Raw genomic sequence first — 19,585 nt, 5'->3', positions numbered from 1 at the left:
TCCAGCGCCGGGGCCGGTAGCCCATGGCGAGGTCGGCGCGCTCGGCTTCGAGCACGGCCAATTGGTGCGGGCGCGCCTGCCACCCCTTGGCGGCAAACCAGTCTGCAACGATCGGGGAAAGTGGGATCACAATATCGGAAGCTCTTTAATTGGCCAAGATCGGCGCCTATGTGGCATCATGAGCAGAATCGATGGACCCGATGGACCGATGCCCGAGACTATGGACAACCGCGAGACAAATCAAAGACCGAGCTGGCTGGAATCGTTTCTTGGCGGAACGCCGGGACGGGTCGTTGTCCGGCTGATCCTGATGAGCCTGGTCGTAGGCTTTCTGATGTCGATCTTCGGGATCAGCCCCGATGCCATCTTCCGCTCGATCCAGGGCTTCATCAATTCGATCTTCGATAATGGGTTCGAAGTCTTCCGTGACGGATTTGCCTATATGCTGACCGGTGCGGTGATCGTTTTGCCCCTGTGGTTCATCGGGCGGTTGATGGCGGCGGGGCGGCGGCGCTAGCTCATAGCCTGTTGAGCAGATCGGCTGCGGCAATTAGGATGGCGCGAGCGACACGCTCCGCCTTTCCAATCCAGAGCCATTCAAGGTCTTGCCCATGTCTCCCGTCATCTTCATTACCGGCGCCACGTCCGGCTTCGGCGCGGCCACCGCGCGGCTTTTTGCACAGAACGGCTGGAAGGTCATCGCCACGGGCCGTAGGCGCGAACGGCTGGTCGAGCTCGAAGCCGAATTCCCCGAAATCGTTCATGGCATCGAGATGGATCTTACCGACAAGACCTCGATCAGACACGCCGTCGCGGCCATCCCCGAAAATTTCAAACCCGTCACGTGCCTGTTCAACAATGGCGGGCTGGCGCTGGGCACGGGTGCGGTTCCCGATATCGATACCGACCAATGGCAGACCATGATCGACACCAATATCGTGGGGCTGCTGCACACGACGCTGGAAGTTCTGCCGCTGGTCAAACAGGTGGGCCGCGGTTCATCGATCATCAATGTCGGCTCGATTGCCGGGCGTTTTCCCTATACCGGCGGCAATGTTTATGGCGCGACCAAGGCCTTCGTGCACCAGTTCTCGATGAATTTGCGCACCGATACCATGGGCACCGGTATCCGCATCACCTCGCTGGAACCGGGCCATGCGAAATCGGAATTTACCGCCGTGCGGACCGGTGGGGATTTCGAGGCCAACGAAAAAATGTATGCCGATAACGAGCCGCTTCTGCCCGAGGACATCGCCAACACTGTCTGGTGGCTGGCGAACTTGCCGGCGCATGTGAACGTCAACTCCATCGAGATCATGCCGGTTTGTCAGGTTCCGACCCGGCCCGTTCTGCTCAAAAAGAGCGACTTTGAGAGCTAGGGCCGGGGCACGGAATCGGCTAGGATAGGTTTCCTCCCTTTTCCGGTTCCCCTGATGACTCAATCGGTTCACCCTTTCGAGGTTCGCCATCGCGATGTGTGGGCCATAGCCGTCCCGGCCTCGGTGGCGTTTATCACCGAGCCTGTGGCAGGCATCATCGATACCGCCGTGATCGGACAATTGGGCGATGCGGGACTGCTGGGTGGGCTTTCGCTCGGTGCTGCAGCGTTCAGCGTCGTCTTCGCCCTGGCCTTTTTCCTGCGTTTTGGAACGGCCGGTCTGACCGCACAGGCGGTCGGCGCACGCGATCCGCTCGACGGGCTGTTGCATATGGCCCGAGCCATGGTCGCTGCAGCCCTGTTAAGTGCGCTGCTTCTGGCGCTCTCCTATCCCATCTATCTCGGGTTTGCGACCGCGCTGGCTCCGCCACCCGATGCCACGGGGGCGTTTGCCGAGTATATGGGCATACGCATGTGGTCGGTGCCGTTCGTGCTCATCAATTTTGTGCTGTTGGGATGGTTTTACGGTCGGGCCGATGCGCGCACCGGCATGTGGCTGCAAATTCTCATCAACGTCGTCAATATCGTGCTCAGCGTCTGGTTTGTTCTGGGGCTGGGCTGGGGCGTTCCCGGCGTGGCCTGGGCCACTGTTATCGGGCAAGGCGTTGCCGCTGTCGCCGGGGTGGTCATTGCCATACGCCATTATGGCGGCATCAAGTCGATCCTTGCCAATACGACCCTTGCGGCCCTGCTCGACGTTGCGGCGATCAAGCGGATGATCGGTTTGAGCCGGGATCTTATCATCCGCTCGGCGGCCCTGATGGGCGCCTTTGCCTATTTCGCTGCGCGAGGGGCGCGTATGGGCGAGATCGAATTGGCGTCCAATGCCATTCTGCTGCAGCTGTTTTCGGTCTCGGCATTCTTTTTAGACGGAATCGCCACGGCCTCCGAGCAGTTGTGCGGCAAAGCGGTCGGGGCGCGCTGGCGTCCGGCTTTCGAGCGCGCGACCAAACTCACGCTGGGCTGGGGCCTGCTGATCGCGGGAACTCTAAGCGCTCTTTTGCTCAGCTTTGGTTGGCTGGCCATCGATCTGATGACCACCAACACCGAAGTGCGCGAAATGGCCCGGATCTATCTGGTGATGGCAGCCCTGACCCCGCTCACCGGGATGCCTGCCTTCGTCTATGACGGCGTGATGATCGGCGCGACCTTCAACGTTACGATGCGCAACGGGATGATCGTTTCACTCATTGTCTATCTTGCAACCGCCATTATCCTGCAGCCGATCCTGGGCCTTTGGGGGTTGTGGATCGCGCTGCACGTGCTGCTGCTCGTGCGAGCCGGCATTTATGCAGTCGCCATCGAACGGCGGAAGAACGAGATTTTCGCCTAGATCGCTATCCTGCCTTCGGCCCAGTCCCTGACCGCCACACCAGTGAGTCCCGATACATTGGAAAGCCTGCGTTCAGTGACGGCTTGCGCGAGCCCGGACTTAATCTCCTCGACCATTTCGAGCCCGCCATAGACCAGAGCCGAATAGAGCTGGACGACATTGGCGCCGGCCTCGAGTTTGGCAATTGCGCTTTGGGCCGAGTGAATGCCACCAACCCCGATTATCGGGAAAGCCGGACCGAGCCGCAGGCGCATCTGGGCGAGGCGCTGCGTTGCCAGATTGAAAAGCGGTCTTCCCGAAAGTCCGCCGGCTTCGCTGGCGTTTTGAAGGCCGGCCACGCTATCGCGCGAAATTGTCGTGTTGGAAACGATCAGCCCGTCAATGCCGCTTTCGAGCACTGTTCTGGCGATGGAATCCATTTCAGTTTGCTCAAGATCCGGCGCAATCTTGAGCAAGATCGATGTCTGCCGGGGTTGAGCGGCGCGGGTTTCGACCAAAGCAGCCAACAGACGCCTGAGGGCATCTTCAGACTGAAGATTGCGGAGGCCGGGCGTATTGGGCGAGGAGATGTTGGCGGTAAGATAGTCGGCCAATGGCGAGAAGGTCTTCACCCCCGCCACGTAGTCGGCGACGAAATCGGTGCTGTCCTTGTTGGCGCCGATATTGATGCCAACGACCTGCCCCGGTACGCGGTTTTTTAACCGTTCAAAGGCAGCCTCGTGGCCGTCATTGTTAAAACCCAACCGGTTGACCACTCCCATGACCTCAGGGATGCGGAACACTCTGGGAGTTGGATTGCCCTGTTGCGGGCGAGGCGTGACCGTTCCCACTTCCACGAACCCGAACCCTGCCTTGGCGAGTGGGCCGAACACCTCGGCATTCTTGTCGAAACCCGGTGCCATGCCGATGGGGTTGGGCAAATCCAGGCCGCAGAACCTGGTCGCCAGGCTGTCCGGAGACGGCGCGGCAGAGGGTACCAAGCCGAATTTGAGTGCATTGATCGTGGCCCTGTGCGCGGTCTCTGCGTCCATGCGCATCAGCATGTCCTGAGCCAGTTTCTGCATCGTTGCGTTGCGCAGCAGATCTCCAAAGCCCATCACGAAATCTCCGGCAGGTCGAACCGGCCATCGGGCCGCGCGGCGAGATCGCGCTCTGCGATGACGGCCGCCATGGGCAGGGGTGCATAAAGATGGGGGAAAAGTTGCCCGCCGCGCGAGGGCTCCCAGACCAGATCGGTGCCGATCAGATCGGGGTCGATTGTTGCGAGCACCAGCCCGGCAGCGCCGCGATAGTGCTTGTCCAGCGTTTCGGCCAGTTGGGCGGCGGTGGAAAAATGGATATACCCGTCGGCGATATCGACCGGCGTACCAGCCAGTTCCCCCGATTTGCGCGCGTTCGCCCAATCCTGGGTTGAAGCGATTTTATAGATCGGCTCGGCCATGTGTTCTCCTGTGCCGCATGGTCTAACTGCCGATGGTGACCGTGCCAAGCATGGAAACATCTTTACAAGAGACTAACACCGTAATAGGACTAGTTTCCAGATTGTGGGGATATTATTCCTTTTTTGGAACCTGTTTGTCTATGTTGTCTCATCGCGCCATATGGGAAGCCCTCGACAGCCTAGCCGACCGACATGGCCTGTCGGCGTCGGGCCTTGCCAAGCTGGCGGGGCTGGATGCGACGGCGTTCAATCCCTCCAAGCGCGTCAGCAAGGACGGGCGGGAGCGCTGGCCATCGACCGAATCGATTGCCAAGGTGCTCGAGGCCACCAGCGAAAATTTCGATTCTCTGCTTTCGGGTGGGCTCAATTACAGCCAGAGCGCCGCGGCCAGCCGCGCTGTGCCGCTGCTGGGTTTTGCGCAGGCAGGCTCGGGCGGTTATTTCGATGCGGCAGGCTTTCCAGCGGGCCAGGGATGGGATGAGGTCCGGTTCCCCGGGCTGGGCGACGGCACGGCCTATGCACTCGAGGTTACAGGGGAATCCATGCAGCCGCTCTATCGCGACGGCGACTACATCATCGTTTCGCCCACCGAACAGTTGCGGCGCGGTGACCGTGTAGTGGCGCGCACGCAGGAAGGCGAGGTCATGGCCAAGATCTTGCACCGGCGCACTGAAAAACAGATCGAATTGCACTCGATCAATCCCGACCATCCGCCGCGGGTTTTCAAGCCCGAAGAAATCGACTGGATCGCCCGGATTTTGTGGGCCAGCCAGTAGCATCGCGTAAATTTCCAGTGGTTCCGGACGACCACTGAACCCTGCCGGTCTGACCGGTCACGGCCAATGGACGAGCCAAAATGGCCAGCGCCGGGAGGGTGCGTTCGGTCAAGGTTCCCCGAGCTGATATTTTACCATCATCAAAGCGGCGGCGCGGCTGAGGGCAATATCGCGCGGATCGACGAGGTCGGCTTCGAAGCGGGCACACAGATCGCGATAGGATGCCATCAGACCGGAGGCGCGTAGATCGGCATCGAAACGCTCTTCCATGCGTGCGATCGTGGCCTCGAGTTCAGCGAGGTCGGGGGTGACCGCCATCGCCTTTCAGCTCCGGGAGGTCAGTTGCCCGCTTAGCGCCTTTTCGATCAGCTTGCGGGTGTTCTCGATGCCGTAAAGAGCGGCGAACGAGCCGAAGCGGGGGCCGCGTTCCTGGCCGATCAGCACCTGATAGAGCATCTGGAAGAAGGCGCCGGACACGCCCGGGCCACCATTGGGGCCGAGGCGCTTGTGGTCCTGATAGCGTTCGATCTCGCGCGCCACATCAAGTGCAGCGTTCTGGATCGCCTCTCCACCCGCATCAGCGGGGAGTTTCGACAGGCTATCGGAGAGGTCTTCGAGTGCCTTGCGCTCGACATCGTCGGGCGCGCGATAGGTCTTTTCAACGAAATCCTCGAAATAGCGCATGGCGTAGCCCACCAGCGCATCGAGATGGGGATGGGTCTCGGGCGTCACGCCGGGGGCGTAGGCTGAAATGTAACCCCACATAACCTCGCGACTTTCGGGGTTTGACGCTGTGGCGAGGTTGAGCAGCAGGGCAAAGCTCACCGGCATATCGTATGCCGGCGGCATGGTGGAATGAATATGGAAGGTCGGGTTTTCCAGAAGCTGGCCTGCATCTTCGGCCTGCGCCTTGGCGGCGAAGGTGAAATACTCATCCACCGCCTTGGGGATGACATCGAAATAGAGCCGCTTGGCCGTTCTTGGCTTTTGGAACATGAACAGCGAGAGGCTTTCCGAAGACGCGTAGGTCAGCCATTCGTCGATGGTGATGCCATTGCCCTTGGATTTGGAGATCTTCTGGCCCTCTTCGTCGAGGAACAGTTCGTAGACATAATGCTCGGGTGGGGTACCGCCGAGGATCGAGCATATCCTGTCATAGATCACCTGATTGGTCTGATGATCCTTGCCGAACATCTCGAAATCAATCCCGAGCGCGGCCCAGCGCATGCCGAAATCGGGCTTCCACTGCAGCTTTGCGTTGCCGCCCGTCACCGGAATGGTGACGTCGCGCCCGTCCTCGTCGGCGAAGGTTACCGTGCCGTCGTTGGCGTTGACTTCCTTCATGGGAACGTAAAGCACGCGGCCCGAAATCGGCGAAATGGGCAAGATGGGCGAATAGGTAGCCTGCCGCTCCGCGCCGAGCGTGGGAAGCATGACATCCATGATGTCGTCATAGCGTTCGAGCGCGCGCAGCAGCATCGTATCGAACTTTCCCGACTTGTAATAATCGGTGGCGCTGGCGAATTCGTAATCGAACCCGAAGGTGTCGAGGAACCGGCGCAGCATGGCGTTGTTGTGTTCGCCGAAGCTGGGAAACTCATTGGTCCAGGGATCGGGCACGGCCGTCAGGGGCATCTGGAGATAGGGCTCCAGCGCTTCGCGCGACGGCACGTTGTCGGGGATCTTGCGCATGCCGTCCATATCGTCGGAAAAACAGATCAGCCGGGTCTTGATCGCATCGCCGGTCAGAAGCCGGAACGCGGTGCGCACCATTGTGGTGCGCATCACCTCTCCGAACGTGCCGATATGGGGCTTGCCCGAAGGGCCGTAGCCGGTCTCGAAGATCACCTCGTCCTTGCCCAGTTTCTCGGCGCGGCGCACAACCTTTTTGGCTTCCTCAAACGGCCAGGCACGGGCGTTGGGGGCGGCAGCAATGGCCGAGGGATCGAGAGGGGGCAGGGTCTGGGACACTTGAGCCCATCCTTTAGTCAGACTGGGAGATTTCAGGCCGCGGTGTTGCACCAACCACTTCCAAAGGTCAATGCCGATGATCGAGAGCCCTTGCGCCACTGCGCTGCACTTTCTAGATTTGCGCGCGCCTCCAACCGAGCCCAGGTGATTTCATGCAGCTTTCCGCAACCGATGCCCTTGTCCATGTGATGGTGATGGCCGCGGTGTCCGACAAGGATGTGACCGATCGGGAAATGGACCGGTTCGCCGCGCTCATCAGCCGCTGGCCGGTGTTTGAAAATTTCGATATCGAGCGCCTGCCCGAAGTCGCCTCATCCTGCGTCGAGACTGTCAACAAGGCCGGGCTCGATGCCCTGCTCGACCAGATTGCCCAGACCCTCGAGCCAAGGCTACAGGAAACCGCCTACGCCATTGCCGTCGAGATCGTCACGGTCGATCTCAAGCTCAACCAGGAAGAATTGCGCATGCTGGAAATGATCCGCGATGCGTTCTCGATTGATCGGCTGACGACGGCGGCGATCGAAACTTCGGCACGGATCAGACATCGGCGGCTGTAATTGAGGGTCAATAGAAACTGACCGGGAACCAGCGCAGGTAGATCTCGTCGATCCTGCCCTCGCGCTGCAGCCGGGTCAGGGCCCAGTTGATGGCGACACGGACATTGTCCAGACCCGCCGGAACGGCCACCGCCAGTCCGGCTCCGAACAGGTCGGGGCGGAAATAGGCTTCGCCCGCAAAGGCGCAGCAATCGGGGTTTTCGTTAAGCCAGAACGAGGCGCGGGCGGCATCGCCGAAAAAGGCGTCGGCGTCGCCGGCTGCCACGGCATTTAGTGCTTCAAATTCGCTGTCATAGAAAGCGATTTCGGCGCGATCGAGCGTGCGTTCGACCAATTCGGCATGGGCCGAACCCTCGCGGGCCGCGACCTTGCCGACCATGGTGAGGGGATCGAAGTCGGGGGCGACCGGCTTTTGCATCACGAACCGTGCGGGCAATTGCAGGTAGATGCGTGAGAAATCGAAGCGCTCTCCAGCACTGCCGGCGATGTCGAGCCCGGCGATCAAGGCATCTCCCTGATTGTCGGCCAGCGCGTCCTGCACCCGGTTCCAGGGCCAGGCCTGAATGGTGCAGCGCGCTTCGAGCCGGGCGCAAATGGCATCGGCCAGATCGACATTGAAGCCGGCGAGCCGCCCTGCCGCGTCTGTATAGTTGAAGGGAGGAAAATCGGACGTAGTCAGGAAACGCAGGGCGGGAACCGCGACGGGGTCTATCGTGTCGTCGCGCGCGCCCGGATCGACGTGGACCGGCAGGTTCTGGCCGATAACACCGCCAGCCCCTCCGACAATAATGCAGGCGGCAAAAAGGACTGCCCGAAACACTGTCACCATAAATTCCAAGGTCTTGAACAAATTTGAACCTCGTTATGGCCGATTGCCAAAACAATTGGTAGGGTTGGGGCGACGATTGGGGCATATGAACGTCGTGCGACCGTTTGACGATGTCGAACTCGCTGAGGCATTGGGCATGCAGCCGGGCTGGTCCCGGCGTGTGGTCGATGACGCACTTGACCGCGCCCGTCATATCGGCGCCGACCCCATAGAGGTTCTGGCCGCCCTGGACCAGAGCGATCGCGAAAAACCCTACCGGCAGGCTGCCGCCTTTCTGGGCGTGCCGCACAGCACCGACATAGCGCCTTTCCTCTCCCCGCTCGATGCCAATGCCAATGCCGATGTCGACCACCTCGGGGGCCTGCGTTCGGTCCGCGGGCATATCGAGGGAAACGAAGTGTTGTTCCTGTCACCAGGTCTTGGTCATCTGCGTGGCCTGGCGGAACGGATCGGCGATGACGAAAATCTGCGTCGGCGGCTGTGCATCGTTTCGCCTGCGACCCTGGACGCAGCAATCGCACAGACCAATCCCCAGCTTTTGGCAGCCAATGCCCTCCAACGGCTGGCGCGCCGTTTTCCGTTCGCCAGCGCGCATCTCGATCTTCCGAGCGGGGTGCGGGCGGGCTTTGTCGCAGCCACGGCTGTGCTGGCCGCGGTTGCTGTGATGCCGGGTCTTCTCAGTTTGGCGCCTCTGCTTGCCGTGCTGGCGCTGGTGCTGGCTCTGCCCTCGGGCTTTCGGTTGTGGGCGGCCTTTACCTTTGAACGCAACGAGGCGTTGCGGCCCAAGAGCCTGCTCGATGACCGCGAGTTGCCGGTCTATACGGTGCTGGTGCCGATGCGCGACGAAGCGCATATGGTGCCCCAGATCGCATGTGCCATGCAGGCCCTCGACTACCCGGCCTTATGTATCAAACGCACCAACGATATGGCTGTTTGTAATCGCCTGTGATGCTATTGTCTAGCTATGAGCGACACGCCCCAAGTTATAAACACCCTCCGCACCAAGGCCGACCGGATAGCGGCTCACATAGCCAGCCTGGAGCGTGAGATAGACGACGCCAGAACCATGCTGGCGCACGTAAACGCGACCATCGTGCTATTTGAGCGACCAGACGAAAACGCCCGTCATCCGGTCCTTATGGACATAAACCGCGTGTTCAAGCGCGGCGAGGTAGTAAAGATGTGCAAGGAAGCGCTTGCCGATGGCCCTATGGATACACGGGAACTGGCGCTGTGGATCATCCGGCGCAAAGGGTTTGACGAGACAGATCGGCATTTGAAGAAAGCCGTGGCCTATAGGGTTGTGCAAGCGCTCCGGCTACAGGAGAAACGGCGCGGCCCGATCAAGAGGCAAGGGAAGCGCGGTACGGCTGTTTTGTGGGGGCCAACGAAACCGTTCACCCCCACTTAGCGTTTAGAATTTAAGATTGAAGCTTCCGAGCGCGCTCAGCGGTACGGGCTCGCGGTTGCAAACGGGGTTAACACCATGCCGGATATCTTTTTCAATCCAGAGGCGATCGGGCTCACTCGCGACGAAGTGAAGACCGATGTGCGTGAGCCCGTAGGCTTGGGCGCGTTTATACCCGTCATGCCGTCCAGAAGCCACGTCGGCGTTGAGGCGATCATAGAGGGACTCCGCCTCGCCTACATAAAGGGCTCCATACTTGAGGACGCCACCATGAAGGAACTCGTGGCAAAGCATGTAGACCGCAGGTGAGGGAATAAACTCTGTCCCTACAGGGTAGATGTGGAAGCCGTAGCTGTTGCCCGAATTACCGGACCAATACAAGGTGGGCATATAAAGGTTTCCTTATGCGGAAACCGGATTGGGCTTGATTGTGTATGGCGTGTGTAGTACAAAATGTCCGTGCACAAATTCGAGCCCTCACCGGCTTAGACTTATCAAGAAACCGGTCTCGCGTCCTACCGCCTGGCCGGTTTCGTCTATCTGACCACCAGATAAACAGAACTATCGTACAGCGATTCGCGATCTTGCCATAATCATGAACGTTCATGCTGCGTTCCGTTGCCAATACCCTTTCCACACACGGCTGACCGGATGCGTCATTGCGTTGGCGACAACGGCCAAAGCGTTCCCGCCATTGTCGCGGCGGCGGTGATCTTCAAGCCATGCGGCGTGGGCAGAGTATGCACCAAGGTACTTTGGCGAAACGCCGTGATGCTGGCCAGTGACCATGCGACGAAGGCGCGAGAAGTAGCTTTCGACCTGATTGGTATTGGTGCCATCGGCTGAATAGGCTTCGCTGTGGTTGATGCGGCCAGTTGGCCAGCCTTCGTGCAGACGATCCCAGTGGCCAGCTTCGTCAGCATAGATTACAGACTTGCGCGAAACGATCTGTGAGGCAATGGCAACGCCTTCGCCCTCGTGTGTGGCAACAAAGGTGCGAGTGCGGCCCTTGCGCTGGCGAAGGGCAATTACAACGCGACGGGTACCGGTCTGGTGCTTTGCAAGGCGGCGGTCAACGCGATCCTCCGCGAAATTCGCGGGGCGGATATGGCCACCAAAGTAAGCGCCATCAATCTCGACTTCGCCCTCAAGGGTTGCGTTCTCGACTTCGGCGGCGAGAGCTTCGCGCAGCTTGTGAGCCAAGACGAATGCGGTCTTGTATTGCACGTCCAGATCGCGGCTGAACTGGAGAGCCGAAAGGCCCTTCACAGCGTTGACGAAAATGCAGATCGCGGCCAGCAGGTCCACGAAAGCCATTTTGCGGCTGGCAAAGATGGTGCCCGATGTGACGGAGAACTGGGCGTAACAACCCTTGCACTTGAACTTGCGGCGCGTGGTGATTTCGTAGGCTTCAAAGCAACCGCACTTGGGGCAAACAGGTTCGCCATCTGCCCAACGCATTGCCTTGAACGTATCGTAAGCCTTTTCCTCGCCACCCTTGTAGATATCGCGAAGCGAAAGGGTGCGGGCCTGTGCCGAAAGGAGGAAATGCTGTGCCATTGTAACTATCTCCGATGCTTATGCATCGTATATAGTACGTTGACGTATCAATGGCAAGGGCATATATCATCGTTTGCGATACTTTTTGCATCACAGGTGATACATGGCCGAAAAGACCGACTGGGAAATGAAGGCGGCAAACCTCCTTAAAGCTGAATTGAAACGCAAAGGCGTAACCTATGCCCAGCTTGTCGAGAAACTGGGAGAAATTGGGATAGTGGAGCGGGAAGCTAATATCAGGAACAAGCTAAGCCGGGGAAAATTTACCGCAGCATTTATGCTGGCTTGCCTTGAGGCTGTTGGCTCGGCTGATCTCCGGATTTAACTTCTGCCAAACCTGATGCGGCGCGGAACGCTCCCGTTTCATCACGAAACGGTATTTTCAGCAGCCCCAAGTCGTGAAGCAGCAGCATTGCCATCTCTATTTTTGGGTCGTCACTAGAGATCGCTATGGGTGGAACCAACTTGTTGTGATTGAACCCAACATTCTCTGATCCGTTATAAACAAGAGTGCACGCTTCAAATGTGCACCCCGTATGACTTTTCCCGTCCAGAACCACCCTTTCATTGGCGAAAAACTTTCCGTTTATGGCTATAAGCGGCCCCTCATTTACGGGCGGCGAGACTTCTTCTTGGGGCGATTGCAATGGGTCGGTTGCCGTATTGGGGCGCGGCCATGATACCCACATGAGCCACATCGTTGATAGCAAGGCGAATGCAAATACTGCCCACCAAGGGACACGCATAAGCCATCCCAAGAACTCGTCTAACCTGGAAATAGCGACTGCTGCGTCATCAGGGGCTGTGGAGTAGCCGATCATGTCAAGCACGGTGCGCACTCCTAAAAGGAGCCATCCACCGGAGGAAATGATAGCACTGAGAATTCTTCCAACAACAAGCTTCATGGATCGAACATGCCCCGAAACTGGAGGTATGTGGAGTCTTTAGATTTTTTCTCACCGGATACTCTCCTACCCGGCCTTAGAGGCATCTAACGCTTGGTGCGTTTGATACATAAGGCCGCGACTACCCGGCCGAAAAACTCGACATCAAATTCGTTGTCGAAAGCGCCAGCCCGACCACCGTGAGCGCCGCGCGCGCCCAGCTGGGCGACACGCGCTTTTCGCTGATCGTCGTGCCGCGCTGCCGCCCCTATACCAAGCCCAAAGCCCTCAATTACGCACTACCACTGGCACGGGGCGAGCATGTTGTGGTTTTCGATGCCGAGGATCTTCCTCATCCGAGACAATTGCGAACCGCAGCCAGCCTTTTTGCCGAGGATCCGACGCTTGAATGCCTGCAGGGAGAACTGGTGATTGCCAACGCTTCGCGGAACTGGATCACGCGCATGTTCGCCGCCGAATATGCTGGCCATTTCGGCGTGCTGCTGCCGGCCATCGGGCGGGCCGGCTTTCCGGTTCCGCTGGGCGGGACGTCCAATCACTTCCGCACGACTACACTGAAAGATATTGGCGCCTGGGATGCATTCAATGTGACCGAGGACGCTGATCTGGGCATTCGGATGGCCCGGATGGGCCTGCGTGTTGAAAGCCTGGCAAGCGTGACTCTGGAAGAAGCGCCGGAAACCGTGGCAGGGTGGGTTCGCCAGCGCTCACGCTGGATCAAGGGGTGGATGCAGACCCTTCTGGTCCATTCGGCGCGTCCGGGAAAGCTATTGGCCGATCTGGGCTGGGCCAATCTCATCGCCTTTTACATCTTCGTGGGCGGCATGGTGCTCTCGCTGAGCGTACACGGGCTGTTTCTCATAGGCACCATTGCCCGCCTGCTCTACGACATACTTGTGGTTGGAACCCCCGACCTCTGGACAGTCGCGGGCCTGGGCACACTGCTGTTGGGGTATTCCGGCGCCATCGTCATCAGCGTCATCGGACTGGACAGGATCGGACGCAAGGATATCGCGCCGTGGCTGGTTGCCCTGCCGGCCTACTGGGTCATGGCGTGGTGTTCGGTGGTGATGGCGGGGTTCGATCTGGTCTTCCGTCCCTACCACTGGTCCAAGACCAGCCACAAAGGAATGGATGCTGCCCGACCGGACCCGGCACAGCACCCCACCGGCGCGGCGCATACGCAAACCTCCCAATAGCGGCTCACCCTCTCGCATGCTCACAATCGGGTGAGTGGTGCAAAGGGAGCGAGCAGCGTGAAAGCGTTTGGACCAGACGACCGGACGACACCATCTGACCCCACATCGCCACCCCCGCCCCGCCGGGCAAGAACGCTGGCCGCCGCAGCCTCAGTCGGTCTGGGTCTATCGCTTCTTGTGCCCATTATAGAGATTATCGGCTGGCTTTCCGTGCTCACGGGGCTTTAGGGTTGCAACATACCGGCGCCCTGCCCCCAGGGCATGAACGCTCACACTCCCATCTGACTATCGGGCTTTGGCATCGTCGTCCGGCTTGATATTTCTCAAACATTTCCGCTGAGCTCAATGGTATGCCCACAGTCAAACTTGAATTCAATCGCGTTTGATTGTCGCCCAGAATTCGATAATCGTAAGTCATCGTTTATCTCGGGTAAGAATGAAGGGCCGATAAGCTGTTTTTTATTGGAGAAGAACCGCGAACGCCAGAACACCGGGTGAGCATTTCGGGTTATGTCCCGTGGCTCGTCATAATGTCGGTTGGGCTGCTGCTGACGGTCGCACTGCCAGGCGCGATCTTTTTTATCGTGGTGCCACTGCCCCTTCTGGCTGCCGGGGCTCTCTATCTTTTCGGCTTTGTCGCAGGAATACTGGTGATCAGCGGCGCCGAAAACCAGCCCACCCTGTGGATCGCCCGGCTCCTGCTGCCCCTGCCCGCTGCCGGGCTGGCCTGGTGGGGCCTGGCGGTAATGGGCCTTTAGACCACCGGTTACCGGTCCCCGCTTTGTCCCAACACGGTGCGGCGCAATCCAACCATCGCCGATTGAGCGGTACGGGCAAGCTTCCAAAGTGACGGGGTCTGCTTGATCTTGCGTTTTGCCGCGCGAGCTCCCCGCAGCAGGGGTGCAGCGCCATGGCCGAGCGCAGAGACCGGCAGCACGATGTCGAACACGGTCTGGCGGTGCGTCCAGTCGGTCTTGTAGTCGAAATCGCCCAGCCCCATGTCCAAGCTCTTTATGCCGTTGGCCCGCAGCTGGTCGACCAGAAGCGACAGCGTCACCCCCATCAGCGAATAACGCGATGCATCGCCGTAATCTGTGGAGTTGATGTATTGCGAATAATGGGCGGGGCCATAGGTACCGATGCTGGTGGCAACGATCGTCTCACCGGCATAAAGGGCGTGCAGGCTGATGGCAGGCCGGTCCTGATCGAGTCCCTCGAGCGCCAATCGGCGGAAAAACTGCCTGAAGGCGGGGCGCTGGAAAATGTTCTCCACCCCCATCTGAACAAAACGGCGCCCACGCTGATCGAGGAACACTTCGAGTATGGTTTCGACTTCAGCTGGCGTTTTGGCGCGATGGAGCGTTACGGGCCCGAATCCTTCGTCGAGCCGGCGTTGGGAGCGACGGATATTGGTGCGTCGCTTGTGGGGCAAGGATTGCTCGATAAAAGGCGCATCGCCCGGCTCGAGCGCATTGACGTAGAAATTGTCAGGGGCCGGATTTCCGCCGAGCCGAGCCAGTGGGTTAACATGCTCTCCGATTTCCGGGGCAACGCAATGGAAATTGACGATATCGGCTGGCAAGGTCGCCAGCGCCTCGCGAAGAGCCTTTGGTGTGAGCAAATGTGCCGATTGCGGGTCGAATACCGGCGCATCGCCGTTGGATATCGACATGCCGATGATCTGGGCGACGCGCAGCCCGAATTTGCTCACGATCTCGAAGGGGATCAGAGCGATGGGGCGGTCATGCTCAAGGATCGTAAGGACCGCGATATGGGCGTCCGGTGCAAAGCCTGCATCGAGATAGGCAGCGACCCAGTCGAAACGCTGATAGGGGCCATAGACCCCGTCCTGCTGCAAGCGGCGCCAGGCCGTCTCGGCCCTGGCAATGGAGTCATGGACTACCGCGCGCAGCGGCTGTCCCGCCGCCGCGAGTTCGCCGATATCTGTTATGGCTGCCATAGATCGAAGTCGTCCCGTTGCCGTGTGTTTCTGCCACGTGGGCGTGGGACCGTCTTGGGCCAAAAATCTTGGGAAAGCCTGAACCGGGCGGCATAAAGCCCACCCAAACGCTGGAAAACCGGCGAAATGGTAAAGAGCGGATTACGGAAAACCGCGAAATGGCCCGGACATGCGCCCGGGCCTATTGAAGCGTGACTAAAGAACTTCGACCAGTTCGACGTCGAACACCAGATCCTTGCCCGCGAGCGGGTGATTGGCATCGACGGTGACGGCCTCTTCGGAGGTGTCGATGACTGTCAGAACCATGGTCTGGCCGTCATTGCCCGTGGCCTGGAGCCGGGCGCCCACCGAGGTATCAACCCCATCGGGAATCTGCGTCCGCGGAACGCTTTGCACGCCTTCGGGGCGGTGAGCGCCATAGGCTGCGTCGGCAGGAATGGTTACAGTTTCCTTGGCACCCACGCTCATGCCCTGGACCTGCTCTTCGAGGCCCTTGATGATCTGGCCGGAGCCAAGCTCAAATTCGAGAGGGTCACGGCCATCTGAAGAATCGAACTGGGTGCCGTCGGTGAGCCGTCCGGTATAATGGATGCGCACAGTATCCCCGTGCTTTGCCTGGGTCATGCTGTGTCCTTTTCATTTGTGTTTGCTCAGGACCCGTCGCCGCGTGCTCTCAAGGCGGCCTCAGGACAGGTCCAGCGAAGGCCCGCCGGGACGTACCCTGCGAACCACGGTCCCCAATGTAGGGATGGGGAACGAGATGTAAACCACGGGCCGGCTTTTGTTCGTCGGCTAATATTTGGCCGTGGCATCGGAAGCAGGAAAGGTCTCGTCAACGGCTTCATCGACGTCGTCCCAGCCCGACCTGTCATCGCGGGTGGATTCGGCGCCGGCGTCGCGGACCTGCTGAACAGCCCTGCCGGACCCCGGAAGCTTGCGTTCCTTGAAAGCGGGCGCGCGATCCCGCGTTTTGTCCTTCATGGTCCTGCTCCTTTTTTCGGGCCAACGCCCGGTCTCCTCCCTTCAATAACTGATGACACCCCTTGGAAGTTGCAGGGAACCCACGCTGCCAGAAGCGGTTGCGAAAGGGATGACAGCGCCAAAGGACACAATGATGGCTGGCAAGAGTCCTCCGAGAACAGCAGATGCCCTGCGTGATGCAATCGATTCAGGGAAAACCGGCGAAAAGACAGAGTGGCCGGACCCTGCCGCCGCACCACTGGGAACCGACGCCGAGGCAGCAGGCAGACCGCCCGATGCAGAGACGGTGGCCATGGCCACACCACGGCACACCGTTTCCACGCGGCTGGCGCGCTTTCCCGCTTCGGTATTGATCTATGTTGGCCTTGCCATCGGATTGTTGCTTATCGGGCTGGCGGTCGGCCTTTGGGCGATGGGACGGGTACATTATAAGACAGTCCTATTGAGACCATGCCCATGTCCCAGCACCGAGCAAGGGTGCGGCGGCCTCAAGCGACAGCCGGCTGCGCGAAAAGCTTAGCGGCGTGCGCAGGCCGGGGATGGCCTGGGGGGCAATCTTTAAGCCCCGCGCTACAATCTGGGGTTCGGAAAGGGCTTCGGCGACCGTGTTGATCGGCCCGCAGGGCACGCCGGCCATTTCGAGAGCTGCTATCAGGTCCGCCTTGATCCACAGGCCTGTCGCTTCGGTCAGCAGACCGACGACAGTGTCGCGATTGGTTACACGGTCGGAATTGGTCATCGCGCGGGGATCGGTCGAGAGTGCGGGGAGATTGAGGGCGGCGCACAGGGAACGAAATTGCCTGTCATTGCCGCAGGCGATGATGACGTGTCCATCTCGGACCGGGAACACCTGATAGGGGACGATGTTGGGGTGAGTGTTGCCCATGCGGGATGGGCTGGTACCCGAGACCAGATAATTCATCGCCTGATTGGCCAGAACCGCCACACCGACATCGAGGAGGGAAAGATCAATGTGCTGGCCCCTGCCCGAGCGCTGGCGCTCGGCCAGTGCCGCCTGCACGCCGATCACGCCGTAAAGACCGGTGAAGACGTCGATCCAAGCCACACCCACTTTTTGCGGCTCACCCGCCGGATCGCCGGTCAGATCCATGACCCCGCTCATGCCTTGAATGAGAAAATCATAGCCGGGCTGGCTGGCGCGCGGGCCGGTCTGGCCAAAGCCTGTGATCGAAACATAAACGAGACGGGGATTGATGGCGGCCAGTGTTGGATAATCGAGGCCGTAGCGCGCGAGCCCGCCGAGTTTGAAGTTTTCGACCAACACGTCGGCGCCGGCAATCAGTGCCTTGAGCCGTTCAAGGTCAGCGGGATCGCGGAAATCGCACACGACCGAGCGTTTCGAGCGGTTGGCGGCGTGAAAATAGGCGGCAACCTTTTCTGTGCCACCCCTGCCGTCGTCGCGTTCGATGAAGGGCGGTCCCCAGCGGCGGGTGTCGTCACCTTCGGGGCTTTCGACCTTGATGACTTCGGCGCCGAGGTCCGCCAGCGTCTGGCCCAGCCATGGGCCGGCGAGAATCCGTGCGAGTTCGACCACGCGCAGACCGGTCAGCGGCGCTTCGGCCTGCATCAGAAAAACGCCTGCAGCCCGGTCTGCGCGCGCCCAAGGATGAGCGCATGGACATCGTGGGTGCCCTCGTAGGTGTTTACCGTTTCGAGGTTCTGGGCGTGCCGCATGATCTGATATTCAATCTGGATGCCATTGCCACCGTGCATGTCGCGGGACTGGCGCGCAATATCGAGCGCCTTGCCGCAATTGTTGCGTTTGACGATCGAAATCATTTCGGGCGCGAACCGGCCCTCGTCCATCAGCCGCCCAACCCTCAAGGATGCCTGCAGCCCCAGAGCGATTTCGGTCTGCATGTCGGCGAGCTTTTTCTGGAAAAGCTGGGTCGCGGCCAGGGGCCGGTCGAACTGCCTGCGGTCGAGGCCATATTGGCGCGCCCGGTGCCAGCAATCCTCCGCCGCACCCATGGCGCCCCAGGAAATGCCGTATCGCGCCCGGTTTAGGCAACCGAACGGCCCGCTCATGCCCTCGACATCGGGGAGCAGCGCTTCGTCGCCCACTTCGACCCCATCCATGACGATCTCACCGGTGACTGAGGCGCGCAGGGAAAGCTTTCCGCCAATCTTGGGGGCAGACAGACCCTTCATGCCGCCTTCGAGCACAAATCCGCGTACCTTGCCCCCGTGCGCGGCACTTTTTGCCCAGACAATGAAGACGTTGGCGATGGGGGAATTTGAAATCCAGGTCTTTGAACCATGCAGACGGTAGCCGCCATCGATCTTTTCAGAGCGGGTCTTCATGCCTCCGGGATCAGACCCAGCGTCAGGTTCGGTCAGACCGAAACAGCCGATCCATTCGCCACTGGCCAGCTTGGGCAAGTATTTTTTCTTTTGGTCTTCGGAGCCATAGGCAAGGATCGGATACATTACCAGCGAGGACTGTACGCTCATCATCGAGCGATAGCCGGAATCGACGCGCTCGATCTCGCGCGCGATCAAGCCATAGGCAACATAGGACGCGCCCAGCCCGCCATACTCTTCAGGTACCGTGGCGCCCAGAAGTCCCGCCGCACCGAAATCGGCAAAAATGGTCGGGTCGACCCGTTCTTCGAGGTAATCATTGGCGATGCGGGGTGCCAGCTTGTCGGCGGCGAACGCGGCCGCCGAGTCGCGGATCATGCGCTCTTCGGCCGAAAGCTGGTCTTCGAGCAGGAACGGATCGGACCAATTGAAGCCGTTGCGGGCAAGGGGTTCGGCCATGATTTCTCCATGGGACTATATGGGTTTTGATCATTATAGGGCTGGACCGAACCTGGAAATAATCCTATTCGATGGAAAGTTGATGCATAAAGCGCATGGATAATGAGCCGCCAACGCCGCTATCTTCCCTCAATCGGACAACTGGCCGCTTTCGAGGCCGTGCAGCGCACGGGATCGACAATTGCCGCCGCAAAAGCGCTCGATCTTTCGCAGGGAACGGTATCGCGTCTTGTCGCCTCGCTCGAAGCGCAACTGGGCCGCCCCCTGTTTTTACGCCAGAGCAAGCGACTGGTGCCCACGCCGGCCGGCATCGACTACGCAAGAGATATCGCGGCGGCGCTCGATGCCATCGAGCGCGCTTCGATGCGAACCGCTGCCGATCTGGGTGGGGGCGCCCTGTCGTTGGCGGTCTTGCCTGCCTTCGGCACGCGCTGGCTGGGGCC

Annotated in this window: 24 protein-coding genes; 12 read left to right on the top strand and 12 right to left on the bottom strand. The window is 59.8% G+C overall.

What is annotated here, in order from left to right; translation table 11 throughout:
* Positions 1-178: 178 nt before the first annotated feature.
* The 3 genes from AACZ55_RS10310 (at position 179) to AACZ55_RS10300 (ending at position 2,771) form a co-directional block, all read left to right on the top strand.
* Positions 179-517: a DUF6460 domain-containing protein gene (locus tag AACZ55_RS10310; protein ID WP_339645869.1), complete on the top strand. Its 339-nt coding sequence runs from the start codon at positions 179-181 to the stop codon at positions 515-517.
* A 94-nt stretch (positions 518-611) separates the two neighbouring features.
* Complete coding sequence (locus tag AACZ55_RS10305) at positions 612-1,379, top strand: SDR family NAD(P)-dependent oxidoreductase (protein ID WP_339645866.1); 768 nt, start codon at positions 612-614, stop codon at positions 1,377-1,379.
* Between the two features lie 54 nt (positions 1,380-1,433).
* Positions 1,434-2,771 carry an MATE family efflux transporter gene (locus AACZ55_RS10300; protein ID WP_339645863.1) on the top strand — a complete coding sequence of 446 codons (1,338 nt, stop codon included), beginning with the start codon at positions 1,434-1,436 and terminating at the stop codon, positions 2,769-2,771.
* Here the strand turns inward: AACZ55_RS10300 and AACZ55_RS10295 are convergent.
* Positions 2,768-3,868: a quinone-dependent dihydroorotate dehydrogenase gene (locus tag AACZ55_RS10295; RefSeq protein WP_339645860.1), complete on the bottom strand. Its 1,101-nt coding sequence runs from the start codon at positions 3,866-3,868 to the stop codon at positions 2,768-2,770. The two genes, AACZ55_RS10300 and AACZ55_RS10295, sit on opposite strands and share 4 nt — an antisense overlap.
* A complete protein-coding gene (locus AACZ55_RS10290) occupies positions 3,868-4,212 on the bottom strand; it encodes a DUF952 domain-containing protein (RefSeq protein WP_339645857.1) in 345 nt (114 codons plus the stop codon). Before AACZ55_RS10290 ends, AACZ55_RS10295 begins: the two co-directional genes overlap by 1 nt.
* A gap of 140 nt (positions 4,213-4,352) precedes the next feature.
* On the opposite strand from AACZ55_RS10290, the gene AACZ55_RS10285 reads away from it, so the two are divergent.
* Positions 4,353-4,988 (top strand): helix-turn-helix transcriptional regulator, encoded by a 636-nt coding sequence (locus AACZ55_RS10285; protein WP_339645854.1) that lies wholly within the window; start codon positions 4,353-4,355, stop codon positions 4,986-4,988.
* Positions 4,989-5,096: 108 nt separating this feature from the next.
* Here AACZ55_RS10285 and AACZ55_RS10280 read toward each other — a convergent pair whose 3' ends face one another.
* Positions 5,097-5,306, bottom strand: coding sequence for a hypothetical protein (locus tag AACZ55_RS10280; protein WP_339645851.1), 210 nt, complete (start codon positions 5,304-5,306; stop codon positions 5,097-5,099).
* Positions 5,307-5,312: 6 nt separating this feature from the next.
* Positions 5,313-6,959, bottom strand: coding sequence for a lysine--tRNA ligase (locus tag AACZ55_RS10275; protein ID WP_338607684.1), 1,647 nt, complete (start codon positions 6,957-6,959; stop codon positions 5,313-5,315).
* Positions 6,960-7,111: 152 nt separating this feature from the next.
* Between AACZ55_RS10275 and AACZ55_RS10270 the strand changes: the two genes are divergently transcribed.
* A complete protein-coding gene (locus AACZ55_RS10270; RefSeq protein WP_338607685.1) occupies positions 7,112-7,516 on the top strand; it encodes a tellurite resistance TerB family protein in 405 nt (134 codons plus the stop codon).
* A gap of 7 nt (positions 7,517-7,523) precedes the next feature.
* Here the strand turns inward: AACZ55_RS10270 and AACZ55_RS10265 are convergent, their stop codons facing one another.
* A complete protein-coding gene (locus tag AACZ55_RS10265) occupies positions 7,524-8,366 on the bottom strand; it encodes a transporter substrate-binding domain-containing protein (protein ID WP_339645846.1) in 843 nt (280 codons plus the stop codon).
* 64 nt (positions 8,367-8,430) lie between these two features.
* Here AACZ55_RS10265 and AACZ55_RS10260 point away from each other — a divergent pair, with 64 nt between their 5' ends.
* The 3 genes from AACZ55_RS10260 to AACZ55_RS10250 all read left to right on the top strand — a co-directional run bounded on the left by AACZ55_RS10260 (position 8,431) and on the right by AACZ55_RS10250 (position 10,062).
* Positions 8,431-9,294 carry a hypothetical protein gene (locus tag AACZ55_RS10260; protein ID WP_339645844.1) on the top strand — a complete coding sequence of 288 codons (864 nt, stop codon included), beginning with the start codon at positions 8,431-8,433 and terminating at the stop codon, positions 9,292-9,294.
* Positions 9,295-9,309: 15 nt separating this feature from the next.
* Positions 9,310-9,756, top strand: coding sequence for a hypothetical protein (locus tag AACZ55_RS10255; protein WP_339645842.1), 447 nt, complete (start codon positions 9,310-9,312; stop codon positions 9,754-9,756).
* A gap of 75 nt (positions 9,757-9,831) precedes the next feature.
* The gene (locus AACZ55_RS10250; RefSeq protein ID WP_339645840.1) at positions 9,832-10,062 is read left to right on the top strand and encodes a hypothetical protein; all 231 of its coding nucleotides are present in this window, start codon (positions 9,832-9,834) and stop codon (positions 10,060-10,062) included.
* A 294-nt stretch (positions 10,063-10,356) separates the two neighbouring features.
* Here AACZ55_RS10250 and AACZ55_RS10245 read toward each other — a convergent pair whose 3' ends face one another.
* Positions 10,357-11,313 (bottom strand): IS1595 family transposase, encoded by a 957-nt coding sequence (locus AACZ55_RS10245; protein ID WP_339645838.1) that lies wholly within the window; start codon positions 11,311-11,313, stop codon positions 10,357-10,359.
* Between the two features lie 103 nt (positions 11,314-11,416).
* Here AACZ55_RS10245 and AACZ55_RS10240 point away from each other — a divergent pair, with 103 nt between their 5' ends.
* Entirely contained in the window at positions 11,417-11,638 is a 222-nt protein-coding gene (locus tag AACZ55_RS10240) for a DUF6471 domain-containing protein (protein ID WP_339645835.1), read from the top strand.
* Here AACZ55_RS10240 and AACZ55_RS10235 read toward each other — a convergent pair.
* Positions 11,589-12,218 (bottom strand): hypothetical protein, encoded by a 630-nt coding sequence (locus tag AACZ55_RS10235; protein ID WP_339645832.1) that lies wholly within the window; start codon positions 12,216-12,218, stop codon positions 11,589-11,591. The two genes, AACZ55_RS10240 and AACZ55_RS10235, sit on opposite strands and share 50 nt — an antisense overlap.
* A gap of 143 nt (positions 12,219-12,361) precedes the next feature.
* On the opposite strand from AACZ55_RS10235, the gene AACZ55_RS10230 reads away from it, so the two are divergent.
* Positions 12,362-13,417 (top strand): glycosyltransferase, encoded by a 1,056-nt coding sequence (locus tag AACZ55_RS10230; RefSeq protein WP_339645872.1) that lies wholly within the window; start codon positions 12,362-12,364, stop codon positions 13,415-13,417.
* Between the two features lie 530 nt (positions 13,418-13,947).
* Positions 13,948-14,175, top strand: a complete 228-nt coding sequence (locus tag AACZ55_RS10225) for a hypothetical protein (protein ID WP_339645829.1) — start codon at positions 13,948-13,950, stop codon at positions 14,173-14,175.
* Positions 14,176-14,183: 8 nt separating this feature from the next.
* On the opposite strand, the gene AACZ55_RS10220 is transcribed toward AACZ55_RS10225, so the two are convergent.
* From AACZ55_RS10220 to AACZ55_RS10200, 5 genes are all read right to left on the bottom strand, one after another.
* Complete coding sequence (locus AACZ55_RS10220; RefSeq protein WP_339645826.1) at positions 14,184-15,377, bottom strand: GNAT family N-acetyltransferase; 1,194 nt, start codon at positions 15,375-15,377, stop codon at positions 14,184-14,186.
* 195 nt (positions 15,378-15,572) lie between these two features.
* A complete protein-coding gene (locus AACZ55_RS10215) occupies positions 15,573-16,001 on the bottom strand; it encodes a peptidylprolyl isomerase (RefSeq protein WP_338607690.1) in 429 nt (142 codons plus the stop codon).
* Between the two features lie 168 nt (positions 16,002-16,169).
* A complete protein-coding gene (locus AACZ55_RS10210; RefSeq protein ID WP_338607691.1) occupies positions 16,170-16,358 on the bottom strand; it encodes a hypothetical protein in 189 nt (62 codons plus the stop codon).
* Between the two features lie 439 nt (positions 16,359-16,797).
* Positions 16,798-17,946: a CaiB/BaiF CoA-transferase family protein gene (locus tag AACZ55_RS10205; protein WP_339645821.1), complete on the bottom strand. Its 1,149-nt coding sequence runs from the start codon at positions 17,944-17,946 to the stop codon at positions 16,798-16,800.
* Positions 17,946-19,142, bottom strand: a complete 1,197-nt coding sequence (locus AACZ55_RS10200; RefSeq protein WP_338607694.1) for an acyl-CoA dehydrogenase — start codon at positions 19,140-19,142, stop codon at positions 17,946-17,948. The genes AACZ55_RS10205 and AACZ55_RS10200 overlap by 1 nt, the downstream gene beginning before the upstream one ends.
* Before the next feature lie 102 nt (positions 19,143-19,244).
* Between AACZ55_RS10200 and AACZ55_RS10195 the strand changes: the two genes are divergently transcribed.
* On the top strand, positions 19,245-19,585 hold a 341-nt coding region (locus AACZ55_RS10195), incomplete at its 3' end, for a LysR family transcriptional regulator (RefSeq protein WP_339645818.1).

Origin of the sequence: uncultured Pelagibacterium sp. (genome assembly GCF_963972885.1) — a bacterium.
In the GTDB taxonomy this organism is placed as follows: Bacteria; Pseudomonadota; Alphaproteobacteria; order Rhizobiales; family Devosiaceae; genus Pelagibacterium; species Pelagibacterium nitratireducens.
This window is presented reverse-complemented; position numbering and strand designations above follow the sequence as displayed.